The 18,232-nt window shown below is 36.1% G+C and carries 20 protein-coding genes; 12 read left to right on the top strand and 8 right to left on the bottom strand.

Annotated features, from left to right (window positions below; genetic code table 11):
* Positions 1-66 precede the first annotated feature (66 nt).
* Entirely contained in the window at positions 67-942 is an 876-nt protein-coding gene (locus V192_RS21915; RefSeq protein ID WP_239644560.1) for a penicillin-binding protein 2, read from the top strand.
* Positions 942-1,874 carry a peptidoglycan D,D-transpeptidase FtsI family protein gene (locus V192_RS21910; RefSeq protein WP_239644568.1) on the top strand — a complete coding sequence of 311 codons (933 nt, stop codon included), beginning with the start codon at positions 942-944 and terminating at the stop codon, positions 1,872-1,874. The genes V192_RS21915 and V192_RS21910 overlap by 1 nt, the downstream gene beginning before the upstream one ends.
* A 29-nt stretch (positions 1,875-1,903) precedes the next feature.
* Here V192_RS21910 and efbA read toward each other — a convergent pair whose 3' ends face one another.
* Positions 1,904-3,610: a fibronectin-binding protein EfbA gene (gene efbA, locus V192_RS0104035; RefSeq protein WP_025869064.1), complete on the bottom strand. Its 1,707-nt coding sequence runs from the start codon at positions 3,608-3,610 to the stop codon at positions 1,904-1,906.
* Positions 3,611-3,857: 247 nt separating this feature from the next.
* Between efbA and V192_RS0104030 the strand changes: the two genes are divergently transcribed.
* Positions 3,858-4,802: a DUF7916 family protein gene (locus V192_RS0104030; RefSeq protein WP_025869063.1), complete on the top strand. Its 945-nt coding sequence runs from the start codon at positions 3,858-3,860 to the stop codon at positions 4,800-4,802.
* Between the two features lie 42 nt (positions 4,803-4,844).
* Here the strand turns inward: V192_RS0104030 and V192_RS0104025 are convergent, their stop codons facing one another.
* Entirely contained in the window at positions 4,845-5,966 is a 1,122-nt protein-coding gene (locus tag V192_RS0104025) for a 5-methyltetrahydropteroyltriglutamate--homocysteine S-methyltransferase (protein WP_025869062.1), read from the bottom strand.
* Between the two features lie 20 nt (positions 5,967-5,986).
* Complete coding sequence (locus V192_RS0104020; RefSeq protein WP_025869061.1) at positions 5,987-7,105, bottom strand: 5-methyltetrahydropteroyltriglutamate--homocysteine S-methyltransferase; 1,119 nt, start codon at positions 7,103-7,105, stop codon at positions 5,987-5,989.
* 524 nt (positions 7,106-7,629) lie between these two features.
* Here V192_RS0104020 and V192_RS19230 point away from each other — a divergent pair.
* From V192_RS19230 to V192_RS0103995, 6 genes are all read left to right on the top strand, one after another.
* On the top strand, positions 7,630-8,124 hold the full coding sequence (locus tag V192_RS19230; protein ID WP_239644559.1) for a hypothetical protein: 495 nt from the start codon (positions 7,630-7,632) through the stop codon (positions 8,122-8,124).
* Positions 8,125-8,147: 23 nt separating this feature from the next.
* A complete protein-coding gene (locus V192_RS21905; RefSeq protein ID WP_239644558.1) occupies positions 8,148-8,291 on the top strand; it encodes a hypothetical protein in 144 nt (47 codons plus the stop codon).
* 112 nt (positions 8,292-8,403) lie between these two features.
* Positions 8,404-8,970 (top strand): GNAT family protein, encoded by a 567-nt coding sequence (locus V192_RS0104010; protein WP_029948116.1) that lies wholly within the window; start codon positions 8,404-8,406, stop codon positions 8,968-8,970.
* Positions 8,971-9,363: 393 nt separating this feature from the next.
* Positions 9,364-10,353: a tryptophan ABC transporter substrate-binding protein gene (gene trpX, locus V192_RS0104005; protein ID WP_025869060.1), complete on the top strand. Its 990-nt coding sequence runs from the start codon at positions 9,364-9,366 to the stop codon at positions 10,351-10,353.
* 18 nt (positions 10,354-10,371) lie between these two features.
* Positions 10,372-11,259, top strand: a complete 888-nt coding sequence (locus V192_RS0104000) for an ABC transporter permease (protein ID WP_025869059.1) — start codon at positions 10,372-10,374, stop codon at positions 11,257-11,259.
* On the top strand, positions 11,256-12,041 hold the full coding sequence (locus V192_RS0103995) for an ABC transporter ATP-binding protein (RefSeq protein WP_025869058.1): 786 nt from the start codon (positions 11,256-11,258) through the stop codon (positions 12,039-12,041). The genes V192_RS0104000 and V192_RS0103995 overlap by 4 nt, the downstream gene beginning before the upstream one ends.
* Before the next feature lie 44 nt (positions 12,042-12,085).
* Here the strand turns inward: V192_RS0103995 and V192_RS0103990 are convergent, their stop codons facing one another.
* Both V192_RS0103990 and V192_RS0103985 read right to left on the bottom strand, forming a co-directional pair.
* On the bottom strand, positions 12,086-12,544 hold the full coding sequence (locus V192_RS0103990; RefSeq protein ID WP_025869057.1) for a threonine/serine exporter family protein: 459 nt from the start codon (positions 12,542-12,544) through the stop codon (positions 12,086-12,088).
* A gap of 12 nt (positions 12,545-12,556) precedes the next feature.
* Entirely contained in the window at positions 12,557-13,318 is a 762-nt protein-coding gene (locus V192_RS0103985) for a threonine/serine exporter family protein (protein ID WP_025869056.1), read from the bottom strand.
* Between the two features lie 253 nt (positions 13,319-13,571).
* Here V192_RS0103985 and V192_RS0103980 point away from each other — a divergent pair, with 253 nt between their 5' ends.
* Positions 13,572-13,760, top strand: a complete 189-nt coding sequence (locus V192_RS0103980; protein ID WP_025869055.1) for a hypothetical protein — start codon at positions 13,572-13,574, stop codon at positions 13,758-13,760.
* A gap of 25 nt (positions 13,761-13,785) precedes the next feature.
* Here V192_RS0103980 and V192_RS0103975 read toward each other — a convergent pair whose 3' ends face one another.
* Positions 13,786-14,559 (bottom strand): Cof-type HAD-IIB family hydrolase, encoded by a 774-nt coding sequence (locus V192_RS0103975; RefSeq protein WP_025869054.1) that lies wholly within the window; start codon positions 14,557-14,559, stop codon positions 13,786-13,788.
* 150 nt (positions 14,560-14,709) lie between these two features.
* Here V192_RS0103975 and V192_RS0103970 point away from each other — a divergent pair, with 150 nt between their 5' ends.
* The gene (locus tag V192_RS0103970; RefSeq protein WP_025869053.1) at positions 14,710-15,429 is read left to right on the top strand and encodes a response regulator transcription factor; all 720 of its coding nucleotides are present in this window, start codon (positions 14,710-14,712) and stop codon (positions 15,427-15,429) included.
* Positions 15,430-16,899 carry a sensor histidine kinase gene (locus tag V192_RS0103965; RefSeq protein ID WP_025869052.1) on the top strand — a complete coding sequence of 490 codons (1,470 nt, stop codon included), beginning with the start codon at positions 15,430-15,432 and terminating at the stop codon, positions 16,897-16,899.
* Positions 16,900-16,943: 44 nt separating this feature from the next.
* Here the strand turns inward: V192_RS0103965 and V192_RS0103960 are convergent, their stop codons facing one another.
* Together V192_RS0103960 and V192_RS0103955 are read right to left on the bottom strand one after the other, a co-directional pair.
* The gene (locus V192_RS0103960; protein WP_025869051.1) at positions 16,944-17,495 is read right to left on the bottom strand and encodes a hypothetical protein; all 552 of its coding nucleotides are present in this window, start codon (positions 17,493-17,495) and stop codon (positions 16,944-16,946) included.
* Positions 17,496-17,499: 4 nt separating this feature from the next.
* Positions 17,500-18,210: a hypothetical protein gene (locus V192_RS0103955; RefSeq protein ID WP_025869050.1), complete on the bottom strand. Its 711-nt coding sequence runs from the start codon at positions 18,208-18,210 to the stop codon at positions 17,500-17,502.
* Between the last annotated feature and the right edge of the window lie 22 nt (positions 18,211-18,232).

Here is an 18,232-nt window from a genome sequence, read left to right as displayed (position 1 = left end):
ATTCTGCTTATAAATAGTTATTTTTAGCAGTGGTAACAGTAAAATACAATTTGGAGATACCTTAGAATGAAAAAATTTAAAGAGATAATGAATAAGCATAATCTTACAACCATCAAAAATCGAAAACGAGTCGGCATTATTGTTTTATTTTTAACCATTTTGATTTTTTTATTATTTACGATTCGATTGTCGAGCATCTTGATTACAGGGAAAGTTGCAGGAGTTTCTCTTTCTGAAAAATCGAAAGAGCTCTACGAAGTACACGAAACATTGGAAGCTAAACGAGGATCGATTTTTGATAGGAATGGCAATATATTAGTTGAAGATTCAAGTGCATTTTCACTTTATGCGATTTTAGATAAAAACTATACTGATTTAGACGGCAAGAAATTATATGTACAAGAAAAAGATTGGACAGCGATTGCGGATATTTTTAAAAAATATGTAAAAATAGATGAAAATACCACATTAAAGCAATTAAAACCTAGTGTAAATGAAGAAGGAGAGACTGTAACAACTGTTGAATTTGGTACAAATGGTAAAAATTTGAATTTTGAAACAAAACGAAGTATTCAAGAAGAATTAGATAAGCAAAAAATTTCTGGCATATATTTTAAAGAAGAAAAAAAACGCGCTTACCAAGTTGGAAAATTCGCCTCTTATTTTATTGGCTATACTCAGCAAGATGACCAAGGTAAAGAACAGGGAGAAATGGGGATCGAAGAAGCGTATAATGATACCCTATCTGGCAAAAATGGTTCTCGTAGCTACGAAAAAAACTCTGCCTTGGGTGACGTAAAACCTGGTAGTGTAAAAGAAAATAAGCGAGTTGATGGAAGTGATGTCTACACCACATTAGATAGTAATCTCCAGTTTTATCTAGAGGAGCTATTAGACAATGCGGAGGAAAAATATCGACCAGAGCATATCACCGCAACTTGATGGAGGCCAAAACCGGCAAGATAGTTGCGACTTCCCAACGTCCAACTTTTGAATTAGATACAAAAAAAGGTTTGGGTGAGGTTGACAATAGCTGGCGAAATATTCTTGTAGAAGATGTTTATGAACCAGGTTCAACGATGAAAAGCATGATGGTAGCAAGTGCCCTTCAAGAAAATAAGTTTAATGAAAGTGAACAATTTGCCTCAGGAAGTATTAAAATCGATGATACAGTGATCAGCGATTGGAACAATGGTGTTGGAGAAGGGGATATGACTTTTAGACAAGGCTTAGCTTGGTCAAGTAATGTTGGGATGGTTACACTTCAAGAACGAATGCCGGACTTATGGCAAGAGTATCTGAACAAATTTGGCTTTGGTAAAAGTACCAACATTGGCTTAGCTGGCGAAGCTGCTGGAGAGATCCAAAATAAGACCACAGTGGATAGAGCGATGACGTCTTATGGACAGGGGATTTCTGTCACACATTTACAAATGCTTCAAGCCTATACTGCGATTGCTAATGGTGGGAAAATGCTAAAACCTAGTATCGTTAGTAAAATTGTTTCAGAAAATGGAGAGGAAACACTAATGCAGCCAGAAGTTGTAGGAACACCTATTTCTGCTGACACAGCTGGAAAAGTCTTGGAATACATGAAAGACGTTACCGTTGATCCTAAGTATGGAATGGGAAAAGAATATGCAATAGAAGGATTAAATGTTTCAGCTAAGACTGGGACAGCTGAGTTTTTTGAAAATGGCAGTTATCAAAAACAGGAATACTTACATTCGGTTGTTACGATTACGCCAACTGAAGATCCAAAGTATATTTTTTATATGACGCTCAAAAAACCAGCATTAGAAGGTGTTTCAGCAAACACGATTATCTCTGAAGTATCTAATAAACTTGTTCAGCGAGCTATGGTGGCTGAATAAAATGAAAATGAACCTAAAAAAGAACTTTCCTACTGAGGAAAGTTCTTTTTTAATGTATCTAATAATTGTTCATCTGGTGTAACATAAATTGTTTTTTGATTTTCATAAATAACATACCCAGGTTTTGCACCATTCGGTTTGTGAACATGTTTTACTTGGACGTAATCAACAGGGACTTGTGCAGATAATCGATATTTAGAATAATATGCTGCAAGATTGGCTGCTTCTAGTAATGTTTCATCAGATGGATCGCTTGCTTTGATGATCACATGAGAGCCAGGAATATCCTTTGCGTGTAACCAAATATCTGTCTTTTTAGCTGTTCTAAGGGTAAGTTGATCATTTTGCAGATTGTTACGACCGACAAGAATCAAGCTGCCGTCACTGGAATAAAATTCTTCTGGTTTACTTTTTTTCGGTTGTTTTTGTTTTTTAGGACCACGTTTCTTTACATATCCTTGTTCGATCAATTCCTCACGAATCATTTCAATATCCATAGGACCAGCGATTTCCAGCTGAGCTAAAACAGATTCCAAATAGCTGATTTCCTGAGTTGCTTGTTCAATCTGTCCATGTACGACCTTTACTGCATTTTTAAGTTTTTGATATTTTTGGAAATATTTTTGGGCATTTTGGTTGGGTGTCAGGGCGGGATTTAATTTTATTTTTAATAGCTGATCTTCCTCATAATAATTTGGCAGCTCAACAAATTCAGCTCCTTTTGGGACTTGGGCCATAAAGGTTGTGAGCAGCTCCCCATCACGACGATAGTTTTCAGCATGTTCGGTATCAGCTAATGTTTGTTGAAGCTTCACGACTTTACTTTGATTTCGTTTCAATTCATTTTCGATTTTGTGGATCAACTCGCCGCCTTGCTGTTTTACTCGGTCTTTTTCGGCTTTTCCGCCATAAAAAGCATCTAGCAGTTGGCTTAATGATTCAAAGTGCTCTTGTTTTCCTTCAAGAGAAGCAAATGGCAGTGGGGTAAAGTATTCTTTTTTCTCTGTTATTGTTAGTGTTGGATCAGTTCTAGTTTCAATTGAAGTCCAAAAAGATTGCCACACCAGCATTTTTTCATTTGGTCGCCCATTTAATTGAAAGGCCAATTCGTCCGCAGTATCTTTACCTAGACCTTGAAAATTCTTTTGTAAGTAGCTGCCATTTAGTTCTGTCGCTTTTGAAAGGATTTCAAAAACTTTTTCATTACTCGTCAAAAAAGGATTTTCTTGTTCTTGTTTTGGTGGATCGATGTATTCAGCACCAGGTAGTAAAGAACGATAGCTGTTTTGAGAACTACCGATATGTTTGATTGCATCTAAAATTTTACCATTTTCTTTGTTTATTAAGACGATCGTACTGTGTCTGCCCATCAATTCAACGATCAGCACAATGTTTTGTAAGTCGCCCAACTCATCTCTTTTAGTAAAAGTAAAATGGATCACACGGTCATTGTTGACCTGATGAATCTGCTCTAAAATAGCTCCTTCAAGAAACTTGCGCAACATCATCACAAAGTTTGGTGGTGTTTCAGGATTAGCATAGGCAATTTCCGTCAGTTGTACGCGAGTATAACTTGGATGAGCTGACAAGAGCAATTTATGATTTTTCCCTTTTGTACGGATAACTAAAATAATTTCATTTTCATACGGTTGGTGAATTTTTGAAATTCGACCGCTGACTAACGTTTCAGATAGTTCTGAAACCATTCCATGAGTAAATACGCCATCAAATGACATAAACATCCCTCAATTCTATATACATAATAGTATCATTATAACGGAGTTCTTTTTAATTATAAAGGAACTGGAAAATAAAAGTGGTAGAATGTGAAATTGATTAAGCAAATGATTAAATGACTGCGCTTTCTTAAGATTTTTGGTATAATCAATAAAGTGTTATTTATTCTGCGGTTTAGGTAAAGAGGAGTGAGTCTGTTGCACAGGCAAAACCTGATTATTATAGAATATACGAGGAGGAAATGTCATGGTAAAAAGATTAATTAGTGCAAGCTATAGCGAAGTAGCAAAAATGACTGCCGAAGAATTAAAGCAGTCGATCAAGGCTAGTGAAGGGCGGACGATTTTGTCTGAAAATGTAGTAGTGGCCTCACCACAAGCCGGAGACATCAGCAATGCAGAAGTGGCTGCTGCTTTTGGGGCAGACTTGATTTTACTGAATGTTTTCGACTGTTTCAATCCAGTCGTGCAAGGAATTCCTGGAATGTCTTTAGAAGAAGTTATGACCTATTGGCAGCATCCAGAAAGAAATAACATCAACCCGATTCCTATTTTAAAGGAGCTTGTAGGTCGTCCAATCGGTGTAAATTTAGAACCAGTAGATGAATCTTCAGCGATGTTTAGTGAAAAGCTAACCATCAGTAATGGTCGGACAAGTTCAAAAGAAACGATACAAAAAGCGGAAAAAATGGGTGTGGATTTTATTTGTTTAACGGGAAATCCTGGGACTGGTGTGACCAATCTAGAAATAGCTAAAGCAGTTAAAGTCGCCAAAGAAAATTTCTCTGGCTTGATCATTGCTGGAAAAATGCACAGTGCAGGCTCTGATGAACCAGTTGTGTCGACAGAAGCAGTAGAAGCCTATGCCAAAGCAGGTGCGGATATTTTGTTATTGCCTGCTGTAGGAACTGTCCAAGGCTTTACAGAAGATGATATGAAAGCTGCTGTCGCAATTGCGAAAAAATACGATTTATTGACTATGTCTGCAATTGGTACCAGCCAGGAAAGTGCAAGTAAAGAGACGATTCGCCAAATCGCCTTGACAAATAAAATTTGTGGAGTGGATATCCAGCATATTGGTGATGCAGGATATGGTGGATTAGCTCCTGTAGAAAATATTTATGAAATGTCAGTTGCGATTAGAGGCATGCGCCATACAATCAACCGGATGGCTCGTTCAGTTAATCGATAAATAAAAACAAGAAATGGTTATTCGACCATTTCTTGTTTTTATTTAAGCATCTTGCCAAACAGCTTTAGCTGTGTCGACAACTAGTCGGACTTTTGCCCACTGTTCATCTTCTGTTAAATGATTTCCTTCTTCTGTAGAAGCAAAACCACATTGAGGAGAAAGGCAAAGATTTTCCAGTGGAATGAAGGACGTTGCCTCATTGATTCGACTTGTCAAACGAGCAACTGGTTCCAGTGCAGCAAATTTAGACGTTACTAAACCAAGGACGACTTTTTTTGCTGGTCCGTTTTTGTAAATTCGCTCTAATGGCTCAAATCCACCAGAGCGATCATCATCATACTCTAAAAAGTAGCCATCGATATTTAATTGCGCTAAATAAGCAACAACGTGGTCATAGGGTCCAGCAATTGCCCAGTCAGACTTATAATTCCCACGGCAAACATGCATTGTAATTGTTAAATCTTCGGGCAAATCTTTAAGTAACTTGTTTATAACAGCAACGCCTGCTTCACATTGTTGTTGCCAGTGCTTGATTTCCTCTTGTGTCTTAGCATTCTCAATAAAACCTGTATACATTCCCCAAGAAGTATCATCTAATTGTAGATAACGGCAACCTAAGTCATAAAATTTTAGAATGGTTTGATGATATGCTTTAGCTAAATCATCGATAAAAACAGCTTCATCTGTATAACTTGCATAAGTAAATGTATCACTTTTACGATTAAAAAGTAAGGTAGGAGAAGGAATTGTAGCTTTTGGGACAGCTCCTTCCGGTGTGTGCTCTTTTAAGAATGTAAAAGCGTCAAAGAACGGGTGTTCAGCGTTAAAAGTAACTTTATCAGTTATTTGGTAAGATGCGGCTCTCGTTTCAACTTGATTAAACTGATAGCCGTGTTCAGGAGTGGTTTGTTCCACGCCGTTTAGTCCCCAAAGAAAATCTAGATGCCACCAACTACGGCGAAACTCACCATCCGTTACAGCTTTTAAGCCATTTTCAACTTGTTTGTTGATCAAGTCGATGATCGCAGCATCTTCAACTCCTTTTAATTCAGCAGCCGAGATTGTTTGATTTTGAAAATCTACTCTGGCTTTTTTTAGCACGTCTGGTCGCAAAAAACTACCTACTTGATCGTAGCGAAATGGAATTTCTTTAATAATAGTCATATTATTGCCTCCTTTTTATTTTAAGCGTCTTGCCAAATCGTTTCGGCAATCGTTTTTACAAGCTCGATTTTTTCCCATTGTTCAACCTCTGTTAGATGATTTCCTTCATGAGTGGAAGCAAATCCACATTGAGGGGAGAGGCAAATTTGATCCAATGGCACAAATTTACTGGCTTCATTGATGCGCTTTGTGATTTCAGAAGGTTCTTCTAGTTGACCATGTTTCGTTGTCACTAAACCTAGAACAATTCGTTGATCTTTTAAATCCTTAAGCGGCTCAAAGCTGCCAGAGCGTTCATCGTCGTATTCTAAGAAAAAGCCATCGAAGGCTTCGATCGAAAATAAATTTTTGGCGATTTTTTCATAAGAACCATTATACAGCCAGTGAGATTGGAAATTACCTTTACAGAAATGGAAGGTAACGGCAAGGTCATCTGGTTTATTGGCTAAAACTTTTTCGGTCACCTCTTGAAAGTCATCTAAGAGGACATCGGCATCAAACCCATTTGTTTTGATCATTTCACGGAATCGGTCATCGAATAATCCACCCCAACTTGTATCGTCTAATTGTAGGTAGCGACAGCCTGCGTCATAGAAAGCTTGGATCGCTTCTTGATAGGTTGTGATCAAGTCGTTTTTGAACGCTTCTAAGGAGTCATAAATAGGATTTTCATTGTATTGTTTTGATAAAATCAATGAATCTAAGAAAATCATATTCGGTCCAGGGATCGTTTGTTTCGCTAAAATAGGCGATGCATGTTTTTGTGTAAATCGAAAATGATCAAGAAATGGATGATCAGTTGAAAACGATAACGGTCCGCTGACATAGCTTCCTTGAGCATCAGTTGTGAGACCAAAGGCAGTTGTTTGAAAGTCGTATACAGTGATGCCATTTAGACCTGCAATAAAGTCCAAATGCCACCAACGACGGCGAAATTCACCATCGGTTACTGCGTGAAGACCAGCTTCTTTTTGCTTTTCAATGAGAGTAATGATTGTTTGATCTTCAACGGTTGTTAATTCTTCTTTGGAAATGCGACCATTGGCGAAAGCGCTACGAGCCTTTTTCAACGAATCTGGCCGTAGAAAACTTCCAACAATATCATAGCGAAAAGGGATTTTTGGGTTACTGTTAGGCATATTGATTCCTCCATTTAGTTGATTTATTAAAGAACACAAAAAAAGCCCAATACTTTTGCAAAAGTAAAGGACGACTAATCGTGTTACCACCTTTAATTCAAAAATCTCTCACAAGATTTTCCTCTATAGGTACAAATATTATGATCGATACCTTGGCGCTATAATGGGCGCTCCCAATAATGACTGTACAAGTGTTGGCCACTATTTACGAAAAGACCATCTTCCTATTTTTTCAAACTATCTCTTTTCAGCAACCGAGACTCTCTCATCAATTATCTAAAAATAGTACTCTTCTTTTCATCGTATTTTAATATATTCATCATTAATGAAAGTATAGGCTACGTACTTTGTTTTGTCAACAGCTGAAATCCCCTTTTTATTATTGTTGTTTTTTAATATTTATTGACTTTATTCGCGGAAATATTCTAATTTTTTGTAAAAAAAGATCTCGCTTTATTTGTTATACTAGGCAAAGGAATAAACTACTAGTATAATAAGAATATAAGTTGTAGAGGAGAGAACAAATGAAGAAAAATTTTATTGATGTTAAGGATGATTTTGTAGCTTCTTTAAACAGACAGAAAAAACTTACTGCAATTATTATAGCTGTGATTGTTGTGTTGATTATAAGTTTATTTATAGTAGTACCTCGGGTACAGGCCAATATTCGTTCATCTGAAATCAAATCTCTAGTGAGTCAAGAAAAACTAACAAAAAAAGCAAGCTACTTAGATGCCCAAACGGCAGATAAAGAAATCAGTGAAAAAACTGCTATGACTGTTTTGTTTTCAGTGCCAAGTGGAAAAACATACAATCAAGTGATTCAAGTGTTAAAAGATTCTAAAAAAATCAAAGAATTTAATCACAGTATATTTGTTTATCCTATTGTATATGATCCAGAGAAAATCGAAGAGAAATATGCTGTTAAAAGGGATGAAGTGACGGTCATTTTCTTTGAAAATGGCAAAGAAAAAATAGGATTCCTATTGATGCAAGTTTTGATGTCAATACCTTATTAATTCTGGCTTTAAATCAGTTGCCGTTGTCTAGTCTAGAACAAAGTGTTGAACCGCCAGCTTCTTCAGTAACAGAACCAAAAGATTCAACTGCCGAAACAACTCAATCAACAGCAGTGGATGGGCAAGCAGTAGAACAATCGGCAGAGGCTGAACCAGTAGCGCAATAAATCAAATTTTAGAAAGAAGGGCTTGATATGAAAGAATTTATTCAATTCATTTTATTGGGACTTTTTATAAAAAGAACTAAATTACAGCGGGTCTATGTGAGAAGTGAACGACGTGACAAGTATTAAATGGCGGACTTTGGCAACTGACTTATTAAATAAGAGGACTCAGAGAAATACTGAGTCCTCTTTCAATCGTAAACCAGTAAAAAAAGTCCGAATCAATGAGAAAGTTCGCTTGCTTCCTTTTGATAAAATGCGTAAAGAGTCTCTAAAATGGTATCAAGATCCAGAAAGTATGCGCAATATTGTCGGAATAAAAATCATATACAGCAAAGAACAAATCAAACGAATGTATGAATGGCAAAATCAGCACGGGCTCCTTTATTATATTGAATACAACGATGGTGACCATTGTCAGATTATTGGAGACGTCTGGCTAGCAGAAGATGATTATGCTATCGTGATCGATCAAGCGTTTCGTAATCGCCGAATCGGTCGAATGGTCACAAAATATTTTATTTATAAATCAAAAAAAATGAACCGTGATTTTATTACGGTAAGTGAAATTTTCAATTGGAATAAAGCTTCTCAGAAAATGTTTACAAACTTAGATTTCTATCCTTTTAAAGAAAATAAAGACAGTTGCAGCTACCGTAGACAGTTAAAAAAAACAAAATAAAGAACACAAAATCAAAAAAATCTTAAATTAGTCTATTTTTAGGCTTGACGAACAAATTCTTTTTAGTGTAAACTTGCTTTAATAGAAAAACTAGAGGAGTGATTACATGAACCGACTATCAAAACCAATCAGCGAATTGAATAATTCATGGCAAAACTGGCGTAGATAGTTGTATGTATGATACTCTCATAGATGCAACTTTAGAAGACAAATTCTAAAATTTGTATCTATGTCGGTTTGTTCAAGATGAATTTTGACCACATAGACGATGGATGATCTATGTGGTTTTTGTTATAAAACAACGACCACTCCTTTTTAGGATTTGTCGTTGTTTTTTTGTTTGAATTTAATGATTTTACAAAATAAGTCAGTGTTTAATTAGGGGGAGAAGATATGAAAAAAAATCGTTTATCGATCGTGGTAGCAGTCATTGTTATTTTTTTAATCGGATCATTTTTTGTAGAAAAAAAAGAAGCTACTCCAGAAAAGTTACCAACAGTCGGGGTGTTGCAGTTTGTTAGTCATCCTGCTTTGGATAAGATATATAAAGGAATTCAAGCTGGACTGAAAGAAAAAGGGTATGAAGATGGTAAAAATATGACGATCGCGTTTCAAAATGGTCAAGCTGATCAAAGTAAATTAGCAACTATGAGCCAGCAATTAGTCCAAGAAAAAAAGGCAGATGTTTTGATTGGTATTGCCACACCGGCAGCTCAAGCATTGGCAAATACGACGACCGCAATACCTATTGTTCTGGGTGCTATCACTGATCCTGTTAGTGCGGGCTTAGTTAAAAATAACCAAACACCAGGAGGAAACATTACTGGAGTTAGCGATAAGTCCCCAGTAGACGCTCAATTTGATTTATTAACAGAAATATTACCGAAAAGTAAAAAGATCGGTATTCTTTATGCCTCATCTGAAGAAAATTCTAAATTCCAAGTAGAGGAAGCAAAAAAAGCGGCCGAGAAAAAAGGATTGACCGTGAAAACATTTGCTGTGCCTTCCAGTAATGAAATAGCGCAAACCGTTCAAGTCATGACAAGTGAAGTTGATACGATCTATATCCCAACGGATAATACGATAGCTAATGCGATGCAAACAGTCGTCAATGAAGCCAACAAAACCAAAACACCGATTATCCCATCTGTTGATACAATGGTTGAACAAGGTGGGCTTGCTACAGTTGGGATCAATCAATTTGACTTAGGCGTTCAAACAGGGAAAATGGCTGCAGCTATTTTATCAGGAACAGCCAAGCCTGCAACAACGCCGATTTATACTTTTAAAACAGGCGATATTATCATCAATCAAAAGCAAGCAGAAAAATTAGGTATTTCAATTTCAGATAAAATTAAATCAAAAGCGACTATTATAGAATAAGTATAGGGAGAGGATCAAATGATTGTTTCAGCAATTGGACAAGGAATGTTATGGGCAATACTAGGATTAGGCATTTTTATGACTTATCGTATTTTAAATTTTCCAGATATGACGACAGAAGGCTCATTTCCGTTAGGAGGAGCAGTTTGTGTTACAGCAATCACATCTGGAATCCATCCGATTTTAGCAACTCTACTGGGGGTTTTAGCGGGTATGTGCGCCGGTTTGGTGACAGGATTACTCTTTACTAAGGGCAAGATTCCAGTAATTTTAGCGGGTATTTTAGTTATGTCCGGTTTGAATTCGGTGATTCTTTATGTAATGCAGACACCAAACCTCTCTTTATTGAATAAACCCAAAATTCAGGACTTCTTTTTTCAACTAAATTTACCTAATTATTATGACATTATCTTTTTAGGGGTGATTGTCCTCACGATCATTATTAGCTTATTACTGTTTTTCTTTAATACAAATTTAGGTCAAGCATACATTGCAACAGGTGATAATGAGCATATGGCTCGATCGATCGGAATAAAAACAGATTCTATGAAAATACTAGGGTTAACCTTATCAAATGGTGTGATTGCATTATCTGGCGCACTTATTGCTCAAAATGATGGTTATGCAGATGTAAATAAGGGAACAGGCGTGATCGTTATCGGGCTAGCATCGATCATTATAGGAGAAGTGCTTTTTGGTGAATTGACTTTTGCTGAACGCTTAGTGGCTGTTGTTGTTGGAAGTATTATCTATCAATTATTGATTTTATTTGTAATCAAGCTTGGCTTTGACACAACGTATCTAAAAATCTTCTCTGCAGTAATACTAGCTGCATGTCTAATGATTCCACAACTGAAAAAGGCTTTGAATCTGCATTTCTTATCGCAAAAGGAGGGAGACAAATGAGTGTCGTTTTAGAGCTGAAAAATGCAACGAAAAATATTGATAATGGAATGAATGAGATAAAAACGATTTTAAATCATGTGAACTTGACAATTTCTCAAAGGGAATTCGTCACAGTACTAGGTGGCAACGGGGCTGGCAAGAGTACATTATTCAATAGTATTGCAGGAACATTATCTTTAAGTGAAGGGGACTTGTTTATCAACAATCAGAATATTACTACTTATTCTGAAGAAAAACGTGCCCAATATCTATCGCGGGTTTTTCAAGATCCGAAAATGGGTACAGCACCAAGAATGACTGTTGCTGAGAACTTACTATTGGCACTCCATCGAGGAAAAAGACGAGGCTTTCGGCTACGCAAATTGAATGAAGAAAGAGCTTTTTTTACTAAGATCTGCAGTGAAGTTGGAAATGGCTTAGAAAATCACTTAGATACACCAACGGGTAACCTTTCTGGTGGACAAAGACAAGCGTTAAGTCTGCTGATGGCAACTCTGACCAAACCAGAGCTATTGCTTTTGGATGAACACACTGCCGCTTTAGATCCCAAAACCTCGAAGCAATTGATGCAGTTGACAGATCAGCGAATCAAAGAAGGTCAGCTAACCTGTTTAATGATCACTCATCGTATGGAGGATGCTTTAAACTACGGAAATCGGTTGATTGTTTTACAAAAAGGACGAATCATCAAAGATTTAAATAAAGAAGAAAAAGAGAAGTTGTCCTTGCAAGATTTACTATTGTTCTTTGAAGAAGGAGAGCAAGAGATTTCGATTGACTAAATAAAAAATCATTCAAGAGCTTAGAGAGCTACTTGAATGATTTTTTATTGATTTTTGATGACAGATTTATTTTTATCCAATATATTTTTCAATAAACGTTCAACAATACCAGTGACCATAAAACCGGCAGCAATCGCGCCTGCGGTCATAATTACTTTGATGATGAAATGAGCTCCACCAACGTAATCTCCCAAAACAATACTTCTAACAGCTTGATAGGCAGGTCCTCCTGGAACTAGAGGAACCAGGCTAGGAATATTGAAGATCGTCATTGGCATTTTTTTTCTACGTGAAAAATAAATACTTAACAGACCAATACCGATTGCACCAAGAAAATTAGCAAAAATCCCTCCTGCTTCGAGATTTTTAGTAGACCAATAAATCATCCAGCCAAAAGCGCCAGTGATACCACAAGCATTTAGCGCTTTTCTAGGCACATTTGTAACGATGCCAAAAGTAACTGTACTAATATAGCTAAATAAACAATGAATCACAACTTCCACATTCACTTCTCCTTACATAAATAATTTAAAAACAATCGCGATTCCAATACCGATCGATCCAGCAATAAAAATCGCTTCTGTTGCGCGAGCAGTGCCACTTAGTAAATGTCCCGCCAAAATATCTCGGAATGAGTTTGTGATAGCAACGCCTGGCACAAGGGGCATGACAGCACCGATGATAATATTATCAATATTTCCAGCTAAGTGAAACCTCACTGCTAAATAAGCCAACAAACCAATTGTAAAAGCCGCCAGAAAATCATCCAAAAATTTGATGTTCAGCCATTTTTTAGTGAAGTAAGCAACACTAAAACCTATCATTCCAATGAAGAAGGTCGCAAAAAAATCGTTCCAATTCCCACCAAAAATATACATCAATGTACAACTGACGATCCCAGATGCAAAGATTTGTAACGGAATCGAATAAGTTGGCGCTTCATGATTGATATTCGTAAGTTTTAGGTGAAGTTCCTCCAACGAGATTTCCTTGTCAGCAAATTTTCGGGATAGGTTATTAACGATGGCTACGTTTTCTAAGTTGATACTTCGTTCAGTTACATTTTCTAATTGCGTATAATTGCTTGAACGAAATCCCATAAACAGACCTGTTGCCGTTACATAACTAACGCTTTCCTTTTGACCAGCATTTTCAGCAATTCGATTCATTGTATCTTCCACACGATAAACTTCAGAACCACTTTCTGTCATGATTTTCCCTGCCATTAAACAGGTATCTAAAATAAGTTGTATATTTGAGTGTTTTTGTACATCCATAAATCAAAAACTCCTTACAGTAAAATTTGCAGTAAAATCAGTGTATCATTTATTTGAACTGTTTGAAATGGATAGAGCATTTTAAAAGGAAAAAGAATTAAAAAATGTGCGAGTCATAAGTTTAGAGTTTCCTTAGAAATATAAAGAAATACTAAAAAATTGTTGGAAAATTCACATATACCTAAAAGATCCTTGCTTTTTGTATCTAAAAGTCCTATCCTTATAGATAACAAACCAAAGGGGTCTAGATATTATGGATAAACAATGGTCACTTTATTCAGTAAGCAGTCTGATTTTACTTGTATTGTTAAAAAGGACATTCGATCAGGGACATATAGGATTAAGTGCAATTTTGCTTTTTCTCTTACTGATTCAAGTGACAGGAACCGTTATCTGTGTTCATCAAAAAAGACATAAAAAAGAAATCCCATCTTCTAAATAAGAAGTGGGATTTTTTGCACGATTTTTTATATCAAATCAAAGTGCTTTAAGGCATGAACAATTCCGCCTTCTGTATTTTTCTTAGTAATAAAACTAGAACGCTCTTTTAATTCGATCCGTGCATTGCCCATTGCAATCTTATTATCGCACGCTTCAAAAAGAGCAAGATCATTGATCCCATCACCAAAAGCAAAAGTCGGAACAGCTGGTAAATTTAAGGCTTGAAACAGATTTTTAACTCCTGTTCCTTTAGAAACACCTTTTCTAACAGTATCAATAGAGTAGGGACCGTTGCGGTAAAAGGTCATTTCTGGAAAATGTTTGAGGTAATGCTCGTCACCATCTTCAGATAAAACCAACATCATATTAACTGTTTTATCTTTTAAGCTGGAATGATCGATTACAGGGACTTCTGAATGAATAAACGAATATGCATTTGCAACGATTTCGTTGTGACCAGAACACCAAATTTGTTGGTCATTATAGTAGGAAATCTCATGTCCCAAGCTTTTGACGTGCTCATACATTTTCAGACATTCGTCATAGCTAAACTCATCTGAATAAACTCTTTTCCCTTCTACTTGAATAAATTGACCGTTCATGACAATTGCTGAATCAATACCGCTGTCTTTCATAATATGTTCGATCTCTACAACTGTTCGGCCAGTAGCAATCATCGGTAAGACATTATTGGCTTTTAAAGAGCGGATAGCCTCTGTTATTTCAGGCGTAATTTGTGATTTGTTGTTCAATAATGTTCCATCTAAATCAAAAAAAGCAACTGCTTGTATATTTTCCATGAATTTTCAACGTCCTTTCATCCCTAATCTTATCAAAGATTGAACAAAAGACAAAGCTTTTTTGAAGAAAGGTAGAAGTTATTGGAGCTAGCTAGTTTTTAGAGTATAATATAGATGACGTTAAACTTGAAGGGAAGAGGCGAGTAAATAATGAACGTGTTAATGATAGAAGATAACGAATCAGTTTCAGAAATGATGCAAATGTTTTTCTTAAATGAAGGCTGGGAAGCTACATTTAAATATGATGGAAAGGAAGGATTGGATGCATTTTTAGAAAATCCTGAAAAATGGGACATGATCACCCTAGATTTGAACTTACCAACGATGGATGGCATGGCGGTATGTCGTGAAGTCCGTAAAGTTTCTAATACAGTTCCGATTATTATGTTGACTGCTAGAGATTCTGAAAGTGATCAAGTTATAGGTTTGGAAATGGGAGCGGATGATTATGTCACAAAACCATTTAGCCCTCTAACACTGATTGCTCGGATAAAAGCATTACATCGCCGTTCAGAGATCGGTGAACATGCTCCAGATGGTGCGAATCGTTCAGATGATCAATTTGATGTAGAGACAGACCATTTTAAAATGAATACTAAGACAAGAGAAGCGTATCTCGATAATAAACTGATCGACGGATTAACGCCAAAAGAATTTGATTTGTTGTATACTTTAGCGAAAAAACCAAGGCAAGTCTTTTCACGAGAACAATTACTTGAAATGGTTTGGGATTATCAATATTTTGGAGATGAGCGTACGGTAGATGCGCATATAAAAAAATTACGTCAAAAAATTGAAAAAGTAGGACCGCAAGTGATTCAAACGGTTTGGGGCGTCGGGTATAAATTTGATGATTCTGGAGTAGCTTAGATGAAATATTTATATCAACAATTACTAGCCTTTTGGGGTGTGATTATTCTCATTATTTTGATTGTGGGCACCTCTTTTACACAACTTACAAAAAAAACGATGCAGGATACAAATTATGAGCAGCTGCGAGGGTATGCTCAGTCAGCCTGGAAGACGAAAGACTCGATCAATCGTTATCCTGGAATGACAGATCAGGAATTACTGAATATGTCATTTACCCTGTCTGAGAGTGTCTTAAGTAATCAAGACGTGCAGTTTGTTTTTATCGATCGGGAAATGGCGATTCAATATCCAGTCAATACAAAAAGGAAATTGGATTACTCATTGATCGAAAGTAATTGGGACAGTTTGATGGCTGGACAGCAAGAGTATACAACGATAGATAAAGATATTTATGGGAATAAGCAAATGTCATCTTATGTGATGCTGCCAGTGAGCCAAACCAATGCCCAGTCAAATGAAAATACGATCATAGGAGCACTAGTGATCACTCAACCGGCTAAGAATGTTTCTGACAGTGTCGATGCAATCACAGCCAACTTGTTTAAAGGATTTATCATATCGAGTATTGTAGGATTGATCTTGAGCTATTTCTTCGCTAGTTTTCAAGTAAAGCGGATCAACCGTATGAGAAAAGCAACGAAAGAGATAACTAGCGGTAATTTTGATATCAAACTCATAACACATGATAAGGATGAATTTGATGATTTAGCAGAAGATTTTAATAAAATGGCCGAATCACTGAAAGAATCGAGAGAAGAAATCGATCGTCAAGAAGATCGACGGCGACAATTCATGGCAGATGCTTCTCATGAGATGAGAACTCCTTTGACGACGATCAATGGATTGTTAGAGGGACTACAATATAATGCAATTCCAGAAACACAAAGAGAAAATGCTATCAAGCTCATGCAAAATGAAACATCTCGTTTAATTCGATTAGTGAATGAAAACCTAGATTATGAAAAAATCAGAACGAACCAAATTAGTATTGTGGTGAAAAAATTTGATGCAACTGAAACGTTGAAGAATATTCTTACCCAGTTAGAGAGTAAGGCAGCTTCTGCAAATGATACGCTTATTTTAGAAGCGGATGAAGCAATTGATGTGTATGCAGATTATGATCGTTTTGTTCAGATCATGGTCAATATTATTCAAAATGCCATACAGTTTACCCAAGATGGCGAGATTCGGGTTCACTTACAAAAAGGCTACTTAGAAACGATTATCACGATTTCTGATACCGGTATTGGAATGTCAGAAGAACAAGTGCAAAATATTTGGGATCGTTATTATAAAGTAGATCCATCTAGGAAAAACACTAAATATGGCGAGTCTGGATTAGGTCTATCAATTGTTCAGCAGTTGGTTCGTTTGCACAAAGGGAAGATTAGTGTAGCAAGTGAAGAAGGTAAGGGGACAAGCTTTACTATTTCATTTCCTGACGTAGAAATAGAAGATGAAGACTAAATAAAAAAGATCTAGTTAAACAAAATTGTTTAACTAGATCTTTTTTAAGCTGTTTTGATAATTTTATCCATATAAGGACTTTCAGCGATTTGAATATCATTTGTTAGAACTAAAATAGCTTTCTTTTTTTCTTTCGCTATTTTTTGAAGCAATGGTAATAGTTCTTGACGTTGTGCAATAGAGAGTTTTTGAAAGATATCATCAATAATGATGATATCTTTATCTATAAGAAGTAATTGGACTAACTGCAGTTTGATTTGTTCAAAAGTGGTCAAAGCATCTTCTGATTTGATCAATACGCTAGAATCAAGAGTGACATAATCAAATAATGTATTGAGCAACTGCTTTTTATCTTTTTCTTTGATAGAAGAGCCGACAAAGAGATTGTCTCTGATAGAAAGATAAGGTAAAAAAGTATTCTCAGATAAAATAAAACCAATCGCCATCGACTGTTTCATATCGAATGTTTTATCAATGAGAAAGTAAAAATCTGCTTGAATACTGCTTTGATCCTCTAAAACGACAGTCATATGTTGTTGTTGAAATAGTTCATTAAAACTATCTTCGGTCCAATTTTTTGCTAAAGGAAAATTCATTTACTCACGTCCTAAATACTTTTTTTGAATTTAATGAAAGAAAATAGGTTGAAAATAGGGTGATTCCAGATGTGACACACAATAATAATAGACAGTTTCTTGAAAAAGCTTTGAAAATGGCGACAATCGGTAAGCTGCTAATCCTCATAGATAAAAAATGTGTATTACTAGCCGTACTTGCTAAATGATTGGGCGTACTTTCTACCAATATGTTCGATGAGAAAAAAGCAACTGGTTTGATGCCTAAACTCTGTGTAAACAACGGCCTGGCCTGTATCAAGATATATTCATATGTATGTTGACAGACAATGAGAAACACAGCCACAGTGATCATTCCGGTGATCATTGGAATAACGCTTTCTAATATAGATTGCTTAATGACAAATCGATTGGAAAATCCCATAATGCGCCATTTCATCATATCTTGTTTTTTTATTTTTAACGAGAAAACAAGCAAAGTAGTCATCAGAATTCCCCACACAAAGAACGTAATTAGATATAATGAGGAGTAAAACTGAATAGTTTTTTGATAATTGATGTGATAGTCGGCAGCATTAACCAGCTTGCTTATTTGGTCATAAAACGATTTTTCAATGTCAATAAGATTCAAAAGACCGGTTAAAACAAAAAGAAAAAAAGCAGAGCAGACACCAATGCCAAAGGAAATTTTTTTATGGTAAGAAACGCTGGCGAAAGCGTAACGTATGCTTTTCAAATCTATTCACCTCACTAAACTA

Source organism: Enterococcus crotali (genome assembly GCF_000633635.1).
Taxonomy (GTDB): Bacteria; Bacillota; Bacilli; order Lactobacillales; family Enterococcaceae; genus Enterococcus_L; species Enterococcus_L crotali.
The sequence above is the reverse complement of the archived record's forward strand: the minus strand, read 5'-3'. Positions and strand labels throughout refer to the sequence as shown.